The 15,416-nt window shown below is 73.0% G+C and carries 12 protein-coding genes and 1 pseudogene; 5 read left to right on the forward strand and 8 right to left on the reverse strand.

What is annotated here, in order from left to right; translation table 11 throughout:
• Positions 1–48: 48 nt before the first annotated feature.
• A pseudogene (locus ACFYYH_RS00125) lies at positions 49–1,251 on the forward strand (XdhC family protein); the annotation flags it as partial.
• A gap of 148 nt (positions 1,252–1,399) precedes the next feature.
• Here ACFYYH_RS00125 and ACFYYH_RS00130 read toward each other — a convergent pair.
• The gene (locus tag ACFYYH_RS00130; RefSeq protein ID WP_388543727.1) at positions 1,400–2,425 is read right to left on the reverse strand and encodes a LacI family DNA-binding transcriptional regulator; all 1,026 of its coding nucleotides are present in this window, start codon (positions 2,423–2,425) and stop codon (positions 1,400–1,402) included.
• A 241-nt stretch (positions 2,426–2,666) separates the two neighbouring features.
• Positions 2,667–3,857 carry a beta-propeller fold lactonase family protein gene (locus tag ACFYYH_RS00135; protein WP_388543729.1) on the reverse strand — a complete coding sequence of 397 codons (1,191 nt, stop codon included), beginning with the start codon at positions 3,855–3,857 and terminating at the stop codon, positions 2,667–2,669.
• 85 nt (positions 3,858–3,942) lie between these two features.
• On the opposite strand from ACFYYH_RS00135, the gene ACFYYH_RS00140 reads away from it, so the two are divergent.
• Both ACFYYH_RS00140 and ACFYYH_RS00145 read left to right on the forward strand, forming a co-directional pair.
• Positions 3,943–5,220: a VWA domain-containing protein gene (locus ACFYYH_RS00140; RefSeq protein WP_388543730.1), complete on the forward strand. Its 1,278-nt coding sequence runs from the start codon at positions 3,943–3,945 to the stop codon at positions 5,218–5,220.
• Complete coding sequence (locus ACFYYH_RS00145) at positions 5,220–6,080, forward strand: hypothetical protein (protein ID WP_388543732.1); 861 nt, start codon at positions 5,220–5,222, stop codon at positions 6,078–6,080. Before ACFYYH_RS00140 ends, ACFYYH_RS00145 begins: the two co-directional genes overlap by 1 nt.
• Before the next feature lie 261 nt (positions 6,081–6,341).
• On the opposite strand, the gene ACFYYH_RS00150 is transcribed toward ACFYYH_RS00145, so the two are convergent.
• The 4 genes from ACFYYH_RS00150 to ACFYYH_RS00165 form a co-directional block, all read right to left on the reverse strand.
• Complete coding sequence (locus ACFYYH_RS00150; protein ID WP_388543735.1) at positions 6,342–6,857, reverse strand: FBP domain-containing protein; 516 nt, start codon at positions 6,855–6,857, stop codon at positions 6,342–6,344.
• Between the two features lie 73 nt (positions 6,858–6,930).
• A complete protein-coding gene (gene lysA / locus ACFYYH_RS00155) occupies positions 6,931–8,262 on the reverse strand; it encodes a diaminopimelate decarboxylase (RefSeq protein ID WP_388543737.1) in 1,332 nt (443 codons plus the stop codon).
• Positions 8,259–8,840 carry an SAV_915 family protein gene (locus ACFYYH_RS00160; protein ID WP_388543739.1) on the reverse strand — a complete coding sequence of 194 codons (582 nt, stop codon included), beginning with the start codon at positions 8,838–8,840 and terminating at the stop codon, positions 8,259–8,261. Before ACFYYH_RS00160 ends, lysA begins: the two co-directional genes overlap by 4 nt.
• 297 nt (positions 8,841–9,137) lie before the next feature.
• Entirely contained in the window at positions 9,138–9,965 is an 828-nt protein-coding gene (locus ACFYYH_RS00165; protein ID WP_388543741.1) for a response regulator transcription factor, read from the reverse strand.
• Positions 9,966–10,228: 263 nt separating this feature from the next.
• Between ACFYYH_RS00165 and ACFYYH_RS00170 the strand changes: the two genes are divergently transcribed.
• Positions 10,229–11,932, forward strand: a complete 1,704-nt coding sequence (locus ACFYYH_RS00170; RefSeq protein ID WP_388543743.1) for an AMP-binding protein — start codon at positions 10,229–10,231, stop codon at positions 11,930–11,932.
• The gene (locus ACFYYH_RS00175) at positions 11,929–13,629 is read left to right on the forward strand and encodes an AMP-binding protein (protein WP_388543746.1); all 1,701 of its coding nucleotides are present in this window, start codon (positions 11,929–11,931) and stop codon (positions 13,627–13,629) included. Before ACFYYH_RS00170 ends, ACFYYH_RS00175 begins: the two co-directional genes overlap by 4 nt.
• Positions 13,630–13,929: 300 nt before the next feature.
• On the opposite strand, the gene ACFYYH_RS00180 is transcribed toward ACFYYH_RS00175, so the two are convergent.
• Together ACFYYH_RS00180 and ACFYYH_RS00185 are read right to left on the reverse strand one after the other, a co-directional pair.
• Positions 13,930–14,802 (reverse strand): LLM class F420-dependent oxidoreductase, encoded by an 873-nt coding sequence (locus ACFYYH_RS00180; RefSeq protein ID WP_388543748.1) that lies wholly within the window; start codon positions 14,800–14,802, stop codon positions 13,930–13,932.
• Positions 14,803–14,928: 126 nt separating this feature from the next.
• On the reverse strand, positions 14,929–15,396 hold the full coding sequence (locus tag ACFYYH_RS00185; protein WP_388545217.1) for a Crp/Fnr family transcriptional regulator: 468 nt from the start codon (positions 15,394–15,396) through the stop codon (positions 14,929–14,931).
• Positions 15,397–15,416 lie beyond the last annotated feature (20 nt).

The raw sequence follows: 15,416 nt of genomic DNA on the forward strand, positions 1-15,416 counted from the left end.
ACCTGACACCCACCGCGGCGGATACGTCCTGCTTTCGAGGAGACCGACATGCTGGACATCGCCGACGAGCTGGACCGGTGGGTCGGGCAGGGGCGCGACTTCGCCGTCGCCACGGTGGTGGCGGTCAGCGGCAGTGCGCCCCGGGGGCCGGGCGCCGCCCTCGCCGTCGACGGAGAGGGCACGGCCATCGGCTCGGTCTCCGGGGGCTGTGTGGAGGGGGCCGTGTACGAACTGTGCCGCCAGGCGCTGGAGGACGGCACCACCGTTCTCCAGCGGTTCGGCTACAGCGACGACGACGCCTTCGCCGTCGGGCTGACCTGCGGCGGTGTCATCGACATCCTGGTGACACCGGTACGGACGCAGACGCAGAGGCAGAGGCAGAGGCAGACACCGCCACCGGCAGCGACACGGATACGGACACCGGCACCGGCACCGGCACCGGCGGACTCCGTGGGACAGAGCGCCGACGCGGTGTTCGCGGCGGCGCTGGCCGCCGCCGCCCGGGGGGAAGCGGCGGCACTCGCGCGGATCGCCGGGGGGTCGGAGGAACTGCGGGGCCGCGCCCTGCTCGTACGGCCCGGCGGATCGTACGAGGGCAGCCTCGGCGGTCACCCCGGGCTGGACCGTACGGCGGCGGCGGAGGCCCGCGCCCTGCTGGACGCCGGCCGTACGGGCACGGTCGTCATCGGTGAGCGCGGGTCGTACTGCGGCGAGCCGCTGACGCTGCTGGTCGAGTCGAGCGTCCCGCCCCCGCGCATGATCGTCTTCGGGGCCGTCGACTTCGCCTCGGCGCTCGTCACCACCGGCAGGTTCCTCGGCTACCACGTGACGGTGTGCGACGCGCGCCCCGTCTTCGCCACCCGGACCCGCTTTCCCGACGCCGACGAGATCGTCGTGGACTGGCCGCACCGCTATCTGGCGTCCACCGCGACCGACGGCCGTACGGTGCTGTGCGTACTGACCCATGACGCCAAGTTCGATGTACCGCTGCTGGAACTCGCCCTGCGGCTGCCGGTCGCCTTCGTCGGCGCGATGGGCTCCCGGCGCACCCACGAGGACCGTGAGCGGCGGCTGCGCGAGAGCGGTGTCACCGAGCGGGAACTGGCCCGGCTCCACTCGCCGATCGGGCTCGACCTCGGTGCGCGCACGCCCGAGGAGACCGCGCTCTCCATCGCCGCGGAGATCGTCGCGGTACGGCGGGGCGGCAGCGGTGTCCCGTTGACGGGCGCGCGCACGCCGATCCACCACGACGCGCCGTGGACGCGGGAGCGGGAACGCGCACAGGAACGCGCACGGGAACGCCCAGGGGAAGGGGAACACGCACGGGAACGCCAGGAACACGCCCGGGAAGGGGAAAGGGAGCCGTGGGGACGCGCCCGCCGGGAGCGCTCCCAGGGGGTCACCCCGACGCCCGGCGCACCAATTCCGTCCGCAGCACCACATGCTGCCAGGCCGACGAGGCGTCACTGATCGACTCCAGCAGCACCCGGGCCATGGTGCGTCCCATCTCCTCCATGGGCTGACGCACGGAGGTGAGCGGGGGATCCGTGTGGCGCGCGAGGGGGGAGTCGTCGAAGCCCACCACGGCCACGTCCTCGGGAACACGGCGGCCCGCCGCCCGCAGGATGTGCAGGGCGCCCACCGCCATCACGTCGGAGGCGGCGAACACCGCGTCGAGCCCTGGGTGGAGCGTGAGCAGCTCCGCCATCGCGCGGCGCCCGCTCTCCTCCGTGAAGTCCCCGTGCGCGATCCAGGACGGGCGCGGGCCGCCCGGAGCGTTCCGTACGGCCTCCTCGTACCCGCGCAGCCGGCACTGCGCCACATACATGTCCGGTGGACCGGTGATGGTGGCGATCCGGCGCCGCCCCGACGCCGCGAGATGGCGTACGGCCGCATGTGCGCCGCCCACATTGTCGGAGTCCACATAGGCCACGGACTCGTCGCCGGATCTGCGGCCGCTGAGGACGGTGGGCATCTCCATGGCGGCGAGCAGATCGGGCAGCGGGTCGCTGTCGTGGAGGGAGACCAGGAGGACACCGTCGATACGGCGGGCGCGCGCGTACTGGAGGAAGCGCTGGCGCTCCTTCTCCGTACGGACCAGGGTGAGCAGGAGCTGGAGATCGGTGTCCGCGAGCCCGTCTCCGACCCCGTGGACGATGTCGGAGAAGTACGGCTCGGCGAAGAACCGCTTCTCGGTCTCGGGTATCACCAGGGCCACGGCGTCGGTGCGGCTCCCCGCCAGGGCGCGGGCGGCCCGGTTGGGTATGTAGCCGAGCTGCGCGATCGCCTGCTCCACGAGATGGCGCGTGGTGTCCCTCACCCGGGGTGAGTTGTTGATGACGCGCGACACCGTGCCCCGCCCGACGCCCGCGAGCGCGGCGACCTCCTCAAGGGTGGGCTGGCCCGTACGTCCCCTGGTCACCATCGTGCGACCTCCCGTCGCGAGTGTGCGTATGAGCCTGATCCAGGAACGGGGAACGGGCTGATCGCCATCCAATCACTGGGAGCGCTCCCATGCACCGCGACGGCGGAGGGGCCGAGGGCGGAGCGGGACGGCGGGCGCGTCTGCCGGGGCCCGGGGGACCTGATGGACCGGACGAGCCCCGGGGGCCCGGCGCCCCGGGAACGTCAGCCCCGGGGCGCCGGGAACGTCAGACCCGGGAACGTCAGAGCGGCAGTGCGCAGACGGCCACCGGCGCGGGGAACGGGGCGCCGGCGGAGCGCAGGCTCCCGCTGTCCTGGTCGACATGGAAGACCGTCACCGAGTTCGACCGCTGGTTGGCCGCGAACAGCAGATTCCCGCCGGGGGAGAGGGCGAGCTGCCGGGGGAAGTCGCCGCCGACGGCCACGGTGTCCAGCAGCCGCAGTGTCGCGCCGTCCGCGCCGACGGCGTACCGCGTCAGTGTGTTGGGGCCGCGGTTGGCGAGATAGGCGAAGGCCCCGTTGCCGGTGACCACGAGCTGGGCCGGGAAGCCGTCGCTCGTGCCGGTCGGCTGCGGCTCGCCCGGTGTCAGCAGGCCGGTCGCCGGGTCGTACGCGCAGACGACGACGGTGTTGTCCAGCTCGTTGGCGAGATAGGCGTACGCGCCCGACGGGTGGAAGGTGAGATGGCGGGGGCCCGCGCCGGGGCGCAGACGCGCGTACGAGACCTGGGTGAGCGTCCCCGCCGAGGTGTCCAGCCGGTAGGTGTACACGGTGTCGTTGCCCAGATCGACGGCGAGGACATGGCCGCCGTCCGGGGACGTGACGATCTGGTGCGCGTGCGGTCCGCCCTGGCCGGGGCCGGGCGGCGGGGCGGAGTGCGTCACCAGGTCCGTGCGCTCACCCAGCGCGCCCGACGCCTCGACGGGATGCACGGCCACACTGCCGGAGGTGTAGTTGGCGCTGAGCAGCCAGCCGCCGTCCGGATGCACCGAGAGATGCGTGGGTCCCGCGCCGCCCGTGCTCCGGGTGCCCAGGACCCGGTGGTTCCCGTCCTCGGCCAGGGCGATCGCCGTGACACCGCCGTCCTGCTGCTCATTGACGGTGTAGAGCGTGCCGCCCGCCGGATGGACGGCGAGATACGACGGGTTGTCGACACCCGGGACCGTTCCGGTGCCCGAGACCGCGCCCGTCGTGGGGTCGTAGACGGCGAGTCCCACACCGGTGCCACCGCCCGCCGCCGAGGTGTACGTACCGAGGAACAGCGGACGGGTGGCCGCGGCGCGCGGGCGGGCGGGCGAGGACGGGCCCTCGGCGGTGCGCGGGGCGGATCCGGACGGGGCGGGCGGCCCGACAGGGGCCGGCAGCGCCGCGACGGCCGAGGTGGCGGCGAGCACACCCATGCCCATGAAACGCCGTCTGTTCACTCCGCTCATACCCCAACCTCCTCTGTATGCCATCCACTTGACAGCGCGTCAGCTCACGTTTGGTTCCCCGGTACCATTCTCATATCATCCGGCGATGATCATAAGTAGACGGTCGGCAGCCGCCGTGTGCGGTCTGGTGGCCACTCTGGCCGTAGGGCTCTTCCCTCCCGCTGCTGCCGCCGCCGATGAACCTACCGGGAAACCGGCCCCCAAGGTCGATCTCGTCCTCGATGTGAGCGGCTCCATGCGGGCCCGTGACATCGACGGCCAGTCCAGGATGGCGGCGGCGAAGCAGGCGTTCAACGAGGTCCTGGACGCGGTGCCGCAGGAGGTGGAGCTGGGTATCCGCACCCTCGGGGCCGACTATCCGGGGAAGGACACCAAGGTCGGCTGCAAGGACACCCGGCAGCTCTACCCGGTGGGGCCCCTGGACCGTACGGAGGCGAAGACCGCGGTCGCCACCCTCGCGCCCACCGGCTGGACGCCGATCGGACCCGCTCTGCTGGGCGCCGCCGAGGACCTCGAAGGCGGCGACGCCACCCGGCGTATCGTCCTGATCACCGATGGCGAGGACACCTGTGCCCCGCTCGACCCCTGCGAGGTCGCGCGCGAGATCGCGGCCAGGGGCATCCATCTCACCATCGACACGCTGGGGCTCGTGCCCGACGCCAAGACCCGGCGGCAGCTCACCTGTATCGCCGAGGCCACCGGGGGCACCTACACCTCCGTGCGCCACACCGACGAGCTCTCCGGACGCGTCAAACAGCTCGTCGACCGGGCCGCCGACCCCGTCGTCACGCCGGTGGCGACCGAGGGCGCCGCACGCTGCGCCGACGCCCCGCAGATCAAGCCGGGCCTCTACAGCGACCGTGAGGAGTTCTCCGAGCACCGCTGGTACCGGGTGGACGTCCTGCCCGGCCAGGAGCTGCGCGCCTCGGTGAGCGTCGCCGCCGACCGCGCCGTCGACCGGGACTACGCCGTCCTGCTGCGCGCCATGACCGTCCACGGCAGGGAGATCGTCCGGGGCGCGGAAGCGGGCGACGGACGGACCGATGTGATCTCGGCCGGGCTGCGCTACCCGAAGCCGCCGGCCGATGACGACGACAGCGACGTGAAGCCGGCCGCGGAGACGGTCTGCCTCCAGGTCAGCAACGCCTTCTCCGCGCCCGACTCCGTGAAGACCACCCCCGGTCTGCCCGTCGAGCTGACCGTCGACCTCGTGGACGCGCCCGACGAGGCGTCCGACGTCGCCGCCTTCGGTCTCGGCCGCGGCTGGTGGCTGCTCGCCACCCTGGTTCTCACCGGCCTGGTCGCCGGACTGCTGTGGGGCTGGATCTCCCGCCTGCGTGTCGTCGTCCGGAGGACCAACTGATGCGTATCACCACCCTGCTCACCGGCCCCCTGCTGGCCGGAGCGCTGCTGCTCGGCACGGCGGGCGCCGCCGTGGCCGACGAGACCCCCACGCCCGCCGCCGACGACGGGACCGGGAGCGCCGCGGGACCCACCGAGGCGGGAACGTCCTTCCGTACCGCCACCGCCTTCAGGCCGGGGCAGCGCGCCACGGCCGAGGCCTCCACGGGCGACTATCTCTACTGGGTCTTCCCGGCCGACGCCGGGCAGCGCCCGACCGTGACCGCCACGGTCACGCTGCCCGAATCCGCCGCGGCGAGGAAGGGCGCGGCCACCTGGCGGGTGGACGTCTACGACGGGCTGCGCCGGCGCCAGCCCTGTGTGAACGGCGCCCAGACCAGGGCGGTGGCCGCGGACGCGGACACGGTCGCGCTGCGCTGCACGCTCCGTACGGTACGGGCGTGGGCGGAGCCCTGGGCCAACGATCCGCTGCCGGGCAGCTACTACATACGTCTCACCGTCGTGAGCGCGCAGGAGGAGGACCTCGGGCTGCCCGTACGCGCCGAGGTAGAGGCGGCCACCGCCGACGAGGGCGGGGCCCACGCGGTCGGCGGCAGGCTGGCCGCGCCGCTGGTGCCGGGGGTCGCCGACGCGTCCACGCAGGGCGGGCCCGCGGGGGACGGGACCGAGGCCGGAGCGGGTGACGGCGAGGACGGCGCGCCGCTCGCGTCCGAGCCGGAGGACGGATGGGCCTCGGGCCGGTGGACGGACCGCTGGATCTGGACCGTGGCCGGGGGTGTGCTCGGCGCGCTCGCGGGCATCGCCGGCTACACGCTGGCACGCCCCTCCCGCCGCCCGGGGACGGGCTCGTACGGCGCCTGACCGCGCGGCGGGGGCCCGGAGAGAAATTCAGGACCCCGCCCCCGCCCCCGCCCGCCGGAATCCGGCGCCCCTTCCCGCCCCGCCACCCGCGATCCGCCGTGGGCGGCGGGGCGCGGTGCTTTCACGCGACGCGGTGCCTCCTGTACGCGAGGCGGTGCTTCCCGTGCGCGGTGCTTCCCGTACGCGGTGCTTCCCGTGCGCGGCGCGGTGCTTCCTGTGCGCGGGTGCTTCCCGTGCGCGGCGCGGCGTCCGGAGGGGCGGTCACACCGCCGTCGCGGGCTCCTCGTACAGCTTGTCCAGGAACCGGTCCAGGTTGGCGCGGGTCCTGGCTATCTGCTCCTCCAGTGTGAGCGACTCCTCCAGTCGGCGGCCGAGCAGGCTCTTCCTCCGGCCCCGCACATACAGGGAACACGCGAGGTCCGCGCACATGTAGATCCCGACGGCATTGCCCTGCCGGCCCGCCCGGCCGACCTTGGGCGCGCTCATGAGATCGACCCCGGACGCGGTGTGGGGGGTGACACAGACCGAGCAGATGCTGGACTTGAAGACGCTCTTCTGCCCGGAGGACGGGCCGCGCAGGGTGATGCCGGTCCACACGCCCTCGCGCTCCGTGACGAGATAGCCGCGGTCGGGGGCGCCGGGGTCGCGCCAGCCCAGGAAGTCCAGATCGGCCCAGGGCAGGCCGTCCAGATCGCGGGGAAGGCTGATTCTGCGGGCCTCGCCCTTGGAACAGTTCACGAACGAGCCACGGATCTCGTTCTCGTCGATCGGCTTCATGCCGCGGAAGCTAACAAGCGCGCGCTCGGGTGTCGCGGCATTTTCCGCTCGGTCCGCCCAGCGCCCGGCCGGCTCAGAGACCGACGTCCCGGGCGCGCAGGTCCTCGAAACTCTCCCGCCGCACCAGAAGCCGTGACGCGCCCCCGGAGACCGCCACCACCGGCGGCCGGCCGGTCATGTTGTAGCCCGACGCCATCGACACGTGATAGGCACCGGCGGCGGGAACGGCCAGCACATCGCCGGGCCTGATGTCCTCCGGCAGCTCCACCGGACCGGCGAGCACATCGCCCGCCTCGCAGTGCCGGCCGACGACCGTCGCCGTCCGCATCGGCGCCGTGGAGACGCGGCCCACCCGGCGGACCGTGTAGCGAGCCCCGTACAGCGCGGGCCGCGGGTTGTCGCTCATCCCGCCGTCCACGGCGACGAACACCCCGCCGCCGCCGCGCTTCACCGACAGGACGCGGTACAGCGCGATCCCGGCCGGGGCCATGACCGAGCGGCCCGGTTCCACGGTCAGCCGGGGCACGGGCAGACCGTGTCCGGCACAGGCGTCCGCCAGGGTGCGGGTGATCAGCTCTCCGTACACCGACGGGGCGGGCGCCGGATCCCCGGGCAGATACGCCACCGCGAAGCCACCGCCCAGGTCCAGTTCGGGCAGGGTCACACCATGGCGGTCCCTGATGTGTGCCAGGAACGCCACCAGACGGCGTACGGCCTCGGCGTACGGTTCCGGCTCGGCGATCTGCGAGCCCAGATGGCAGTGCAGTCCGACGAGCTCCAGCCGCGACTGGCCGAGGATCCGGCCGACCGTGTCCGCCGCCGAGCCGTCCGCGATCGAGAGGCCGAACTTCTGGCCCTCCGTTCCGGTACGGATCTTGGGGTGCGCGCCCGCCTCGATCCCGGGCAGTACGCGGACCATCACCCGCTGGGGAGCGGGCCCCGGCACCTGCGCGGCGATCCTGGCCGTCTCGCAGGCCGAGTCGATGACGATCCTGCCGACGCCGAGCCGCAGCGCCGTGCGCAGATCCCGGGGGGACTTGGCGTTGCCGTGCAGCACGATCCGCTCGGACGGGAAGCCACGGGTGGCGGCCAGTTCCAGTTCGCCCGCCGAGCAGACGTCGAGTCCGAGACTTTCCTGCTCGATCCAGTCGACGACCGCCCGGCAGAGGAAGGCCTTGGCGGCGTAGACGACATCGGCGCCGGGCAGCGCCTGCCGCCACGCCCGCGCGCGGGCCCGCACCTCGTCCTCGTCCAGGATGTACGCCGGGGTGCCGTAGCGGTCGGCCAGCTCGGCGAGACCGACCCCGGCCACCGCGATGTCGCCACCGGGCGCGAGGACGGCGGACGCGGGCCAGACGGGCGGAGTGTTCACCCCGCTGACCAGCAGGGACGTTTCCGCGGTCATACCGGCATCGTCTCCGGCAGCTCCGGGGCGCGGCGCGTACAGGTGCTGACCGGTGCCTTCCGAGGCCCCGGCCCCGGCCCCGGTACCGTCCCCGTCCCCGTCCCCGGCCCCGGCTCCGGTACCGGTGGCGTCGCCGGACCTGTGGCGGGGGCGGTGAGCTGGGGGTCCACCGTGACGATCGCGGCCCCGAGCGGTGCGGCCAGCGCCCGCAGGACCGGCTCCGCGAGCCTGATCCACGCCTGTCGCTCACCGAGGACGGCGGTCAGCCTCCGGGCGCTGGTGAAACCGATCGCGGTCCGCGCGCCGAGCGGGGTACGGGCGAAGCGCAACTGCTGCCCGCCGTACGAGCCGAGCCGTACGGGTACGTACAGCGCTCTCGTCGCACGGAATGTGTCGGGGTCGGAGCCGAGGCCGGGACCCGAGCCGACGCCGGGACCCGAGCCGAGGCCGGGACCCGGGTCGGAGTCGGGGTCGGAATCAGGGTCCGGGTCGGGATCGGAGTCCGGGGCGGCGTCGGAGGCGGAGCCCCGGTCCGCGTCCGGCCTCGCCCCCGCGTCCTCGGTGATGAGGCGCTCCATGGTGTCCTCCCAGGGGAGTCGTTCGCTGTCTGACACCGGGAAGCTATGCCCGGGAGAGCGCGAATCGCCGGGCCCATGACGGAGCGTTGACCGGGAGGGGCCGGATTTTGACGCACTCCTGGCGCCGCGCACGCGCCCGCTCGGGGCCGCTCCGGGGCTGGCCTGCCGAAACAGCCGCAGCAGCCGAGGCGGCCAGGCGGCGGCTACCGGGGGAGCAAGAGCGCCCGCTGCCCAGGGGCGGCGGCCGGGGCAGCCAGGGCAGCAAGGGCGGCCAGGGCTCCCGCGGCGGCCCTGGCGCTACGGCAGCAGACCGGCCCGTCTGGCCGCCACCACGGCCTCCAGCCTGGTGTGCGTGCCCAGCTTGCGCATCGCCGAGCGCAGATAGCCCTTCACCGTCTCCGGGCGGAGCCCCAGCAGCTCCGCCGTCGTCGTGTTGGTCGAGCCCGCCGCGACACAGCCGAGAACATCCACCTCGCGCGGCGCCAGCCTCACGGGCAGCGGGCGCGGGGGAGCGTCCGCCGGGCGGGAGGCCCCCGCGAGGCGCCCGCAGACGGCGAGCAGCTCCTCGCGCAGCTCCGCGTCCACGATCCGCGGGGCCAGCGCGCGCAGCTCACTGTGGGCCGCCCTGACCTCCTCCCAGGCCCCGGCGCCCGCCGTCGCCTCACGGGTCACCGAGAGCAGCCGCCGCACCTCGTCCCGTACGACGAGCGCCTGCTCCACGTCCCGCGCGGCGGCGACCGCCGCGTCGAAGGCGCGCTCGCCGATCGGCAGCGCGCTGCGCAGCGCGCCGTACAGCACCCCGCGCACCCGGCGCCGTACGACGACGGGTACCGCGAGCACCGAGCGCAGCCCCTCCGCCGCCACCGCCGCGTCGTACTCGTGGCTGATGTGCCGCGCCTCCCGGTAGTCCGTCACCGCGCAGGGCCTGGCCATGGCGATCGACTTGCCCCCCAGACCGTTGCCCGAGGAGATCGCGAGCCCGCGCAGGGCGCTTGTCGCGGTGCCGTTCAGCTCGGCGATCCGCAGCTCTCCCACCTCGTGCGTCAGCCCGCCGAAGGCCACGGTCAGCCCGGTCGTCCTGCGCAGCCGTGCCAGCGCCGACCGCATCTCCACCGCCTCGGCCATGCCACTTTCCTCCCGCCCGCACCGCGGCCCCCGCGCCACCACCCCCGTCCGGGGGTGGTGAGACCTGCGTCACTGATTACACGATGCTAGGGCCTGTCCGCCCCCTGCCGGGGCCCGTCGGCGGGACCGGACGCGCGGCGGGCGCCGTGAGCCGGGCGGGGACCGGCGGTACGAAGCGGCGGTACGAAGCGGAACGGGCGTGGGTGTACGAGAGCGGTACGGGGCCGGCACGCCCCGTGTCGGTCAGGCGAGGAGGAGGACAGATGACGGCAAGGACGCCGAGCGGTCCGACCGAGGAGTTCAGAGCGGCCCGGGACTTTCTGCTGGCGCACCGGGAGGACTACGCGACGGCGTACGAGGGCTTCACCTGGCCGCGGCCGACCCGCTTCAACTGGGCGCTGGACTGGTTCGACCGGATCGCCGAGGGCAACGACCGGGTCGCCCTGCACATCGTCGAGGAGGACGGGCGCAGGACCCGGCTCACCTTCGCCGAGATGTCCGCCCGCTCCAACCGGGTCGCGAACTGGCTGCGTGAGCGGGGTGTCCGGGCCGAGGACCGGATCGTCGTCATGCTCGGCAACCAGGCCGAGCTGTGGGAGACCGCGCTCGCCGCGATGAAACTGCGGGCCGTCGTCATCCCGGCGACCCCCCTCCTCGGCCCCGCCGATCTGCGGGACCGCGTCGCGCGCGGCCGGGCCCGCCATGTGATCGCCCGCGCCGAGGACACCGGCAAGTTCTCGGGCATCCCGGGCGGATTCACCAGGATCGTGGTGGGCGGTCCCGCCGCGCCGGGCGACGGCCCCGGGACGTGGCTCCCGTACGAGGAGGCGTACGGCCGGCCGGAGAGCTTCACGCCCGACGGGGTCACCCATGCGGACGACCCGCTGCTGCTGTACTTCACCTCGGGCACGACCGCACGCCCCAAGCTCGTCGAGCACACCCATGTCTCGTACCCCGTGGGCCATCTCGCGACGATGTACTGGATCGGGCTCAAGCCCGGTGATGTCCATCTGAACATCGCCTCACCCGGCTGGGCCAAGCACGCCTGGTCCAATCTCTTCGCCCCCTGGAACGCCGAGGCGACCGTCTTCATCCACCACTACACCCGCTTCGACCCGGCCAGGCTGATGGCCGAGATGGACGCCGCCGGGGTCACCAGCTTCTGCGCCCCGCCCACCGTGTGGCGGATGCTCATCCAGGCGGATCTCTCCCAGCTCCGCACACCGCCGCGCGAGGCCGTGGCCGCGGGCGAGCCGCTCAACCCCGAGGTGATCGAGACGGTCCGCCGCGCCTGGGGCGTGACGGTCAGGGACGGCTTCGGCCAGACCGAGACCGCCGTCCAGATCGCCAACTCCCCCGGCCAGTCGCTGAAGGCCGGGTCCATGGGACGGCCCACGCCCGGCTTCAGGGTCACGCTGGTCGACCCGGTCACCGGGGTGCCCGGTGTGGACGAGGGGGAGATCTGCCTCGACCTCTCCACCTACCCGGTGGGGCTGATGACCGGCTACCACGGCGATCCCGACCGGACCGCGGAGGCGATGGCGGGCGGCTACTACCGGACCGGTGACATCGGCGCGCGGGACGCCGACGGCTACATCACCTACATCGGCCGCTCCGACGACGTCTTCAAGGCGTCCGACTACAAGATCTCGCCGTTCGAGCTGGAGAGCGCGCTGCTGGAGCACGAGGCGGTGGCGGAGGCCGCAGTGGTCCCCGCGCCCGATCCGCTGCGGCTGGCCGTGCCCAAGGCGTATGTCGTACTCGCCGAGGGCTGGGAGCCGGGCCCCGACACGGCGAAGGTGATCTTCGCCCACTCACGCTCCGTCCTCGCGCCGTACAAGCGCGTCCGCCGGCTGGAGTTCGCCGAGCTGCCCAAGACCGTGTCGGGGAAGATCCGCCGGATCGAGCTGCGGGAGCGTACGGCCGCGGGATCGTCGGCCGAGTACGACGAGGGGGACCTGGGATGACGGACCCGACTTCTTCCTCAGCCCCGGGCCGGGCCCCGGTACCGGCCCCGTCGTCGCGGCCGGTACCGTCCCCGCGGTCGCGGTCGCGGTCGCGCTCGTACGCGTACACGCACGGCACCGGTACGGCCCCGCTGCTCGGCGACACCATCGGCGCGAACCTCGCCCGGACGGTCGCCCTCCACGGCGACCGTGAGGCGCTGGTCGATGTGCCGTCGGGACGCCGCTGGACCTATACGGAGTTCGGGGCGGCGGTCGACGAGCTGGCGCGGGCGTTGCTGGGGCGCGGTGTGGCGAAGGGCGACCGGGTCGGCATCTGGGCCGTCAACTGCCCCGAGTGGGTGCTCACGCAGTACGCGACGGCCCGTATCGGCGCGATCATGGTCAACATCAATCCCGCCTACCGCTCCCACGAGGTGGAGTACGTACTCCAGCAGTCCGGGACCTCGGTGCTGATCGCCTCCTCCGCCCACCGGACCAGTGACTACCGCGCCCTGGTCGAGCAGGTGCGCGGCCGCTGCCCCGCGCTGCGCTCCGTGCACTACATCGGCGGTCCGAGCTGGGACGAACTGCTGTCGGCGGCAGGGGAGGTGACGGATGATCAGCTCGCGGTGCGCGAGGCAGGGCTGTCCTGCGACGACCCGATCAACATCCAGTACACCTCGGGCACCACCGGCTTCCCCAAGGGTGCCACCCTCTCCCACCACAACATCCTCAACAACGGCTATTTCGTGGGGGAGACGGTCGGTTACACGGAGCACGACCGGGTCTGTCTGCCCGTCCCGTTCTACCACTGCTTCGGCATGGTGATGGGCAATCTCGGTGCCACCTCCCACGGGGCGTGCGTCGTCATCCCGGCGCCGTCCTTCGACCCGGCGGCGACCCTGCGCGCGGTCGGGCAGGAGCGCTGCACCTCGCTGTACGGGGTGCCGACGATGTTCATCGCGGAGCTGAACCTCCCCGATTTCGCGTCGTACGACCTCTCCTCGCTCCGCACCGGGATCATGGCGGGCTCGCCCTGCCCGGTGGAGGTGATGAAGCGGGTGGTCGCCGAGATGAACATGTCCGAGGTGTCCATCTGCTACGGGATGACCGAGACCTCCCCGGTCTCCACCCAGACCCGCCGTGACGACGATCTCGAACGCCGTACGGGCACGGTCGGCCGGGCGCTGCCCCATGTCGAGGTCAAGGTGATCGATCCGGTGACCGGGGTGACGCTGCCGCGCGGCGAGGCGGGCGAACTGTGCACCCGGGGCTACAGCGTGATGCTCGGCTACTGGAACGAACCGGAGCGTACGGCGGAGGTCATCGACGCGGGCCGCTGGATGCACACCGGCGACCTCGCGGTGATCAGGGAGGACGGCTACGCGCAGATCGTCGGCCGGATCAAGGACATGATCATACGCGGGGGTGAGAATGTCTCCCCGCGCGAGATCGAGGAGTTTCTGCACGGCCACCCCGAGGTCATGGATGTGCAGGTGGTCGGCGTACCGGACGCGAAGTACGGCGAGGAGATCCTGGCGTGTGTGATCCCCCGCGATCCCGCGCGGCCGCCGACGACGGACGAGATCGTGGCGTACTGCCGGGAGCGGCTCGCGCACTACAAGATCCCGCGCCGGCTGGAGATCGTGGATGCCTTCCCCATGACCGTGAGCGGGAAGGTCAGAAAGATCGAACTGCGGGAGCGGTTCTCGGCCTGAGCCTTCTCCCGGTGGGTCCCGGGGCGGGGCACGGTCGAGCCGTGGGCGGGTCCCGGGGCCGGGGGGCCCGGGGGCCGGGGATACGTGCGGGTCGTACCCGCCGGGCGTCATACGCAGGGCGGGACGTCTCAGCCAGGGGCCCATGGCCGGTCACCGGGCTCGCACCGGTCACCGGGCTCGCCACCGGTCACCGGGCCTGCCGCCGGTCACCCGGCCCGGCGGCGGCACCCGCCCCGATGCCGGTGGCCGGGCCCGCCGCCGGTCACCTGTTCCCGGTGACCGGCCGCAGGGGCGCGGCCGTCAGGCCAGTACCTCGGCGAGCCGGCGCCATCCGGCGCGGGGCAGCGGCCCCGGCGCTCCCGCCGTGCTTCCCGGCTCCACGACCTGGAGGGCGACATGGTCCGCGCCGGCCTCGTGGAAGGCGTCGATACGCTGCCGGATCCGCGTGTCGTCTCCCCACGCGTAGACCGCGTCGATGAGCCGGTCGCTGCCGCCGTCCTTGAAGTCGTTCTCCGTGAAGCCGAGCCGCAGGAAGCTGTTCGTGTAGTTCGGCAGGCCGAGATACATGGCGAGATAGTCACGGGCCGTGGCGCGGGCGGACTCCGGGTCGGTGTCCAGGACGACCTTCAGCTCGGGGGCGAGGAGCGGTCCCTGGCCGAGGATGTCCCGGGCCTGCGCGGTGTGCTCGGGGGTGACCAGATAGGGGTGGGCACCGCCCGCGCGGTCACGGGAGAGTTCGAGCATCTTCGGGCCGAGCGCGGCCAGTACGACCCGTCCGGCCGGAACCCCGCCCGCGTCCAGACCGTCGAGGTATTCGACCATCGACGCGTAGGGGCGGCGGTACTGCGCGGCGAGCTTGGCATGGCTGGCACCGATACCGAGCACGAAGCGTCCGGGGTGCTCGGACTCCACCCGCAGGAAGTCGGCGGCGGCGTCGGCGGCCTCGTACCGCCAGATGCTGAGAATGCCGGTGGCGACCGTGAGCCGCGACGTGGCCTCGATGAGCGGGACCGCGTGCTCGGCACCGCTCATGCCCAGCCAGACCGCGCCGAAGCCGAGCTCCTCCAGCTCGGCGGCGGCCTCACGGGCCTCACCGCTCGCGAGGGCCTCCTCGGAACGGAGTCCCGAGCTCCAGATCCCGTACCGGCCCACGGACTCCTTCAGAGTAACCATTGTCTCGTCTCCCACGTGCCCTCGGAATTACTCGATCACCGTGCCAACTCGCACTCGGTGCATGACTATTCCGGCCATGTGCGGCCGGCTGCCCGCGCTGCCGGCCGCCCCCTCGCGGCCGCCCCCTCACGGCATCGGTCCCTCGCTGCTCCCGTGCGGCGCGAACAGGTCGAGGAGCCGGGTCCGCGCCTCGTGCAGCCGGTGGGCGAGAATCCCTCCGATCCAGAGCGCCACGGCCTGGCCGAACACCGGATCGGCGCCGCACATCCGCCGTACGTGCGCCGCGTCGAACTCGTAGGTGCGCACCAGCGTCATGGCCTCCGCCCCGAGCTGCCAGACGAACGGCGGAAAGAGCCAGGACCAGCCGACGAGACTGCCCGCGCCCAGGGACGCTATCTCCGCCGGGCGGCGGCCCGGCACCCGTACATCGAGGATCACGCAGCCGCTGCGCACGATCCAGAAGCGGTCCGCGGGCTGCCCCTCGTCGAAGATGCGCGTGCCCTCGGCGAAGTTCACCCGGCACGCGCCGGCCATGAGCCGCTCACGGTGCTCGTGGGGGAGACCGTGCAACGTGGTGTCGGTCGTGGTGGTCATGGCTGCCGCCTCCTCGGAGA

The organism is Streptomyces sp. NPDC002018 (assembly GCF_042890865.1).
Taxonomy (GTDB): Bacteria; Actinomycetota; Actinomycetes; order Streptomycetales; family Streptomycetaceae; genus Streptomyces.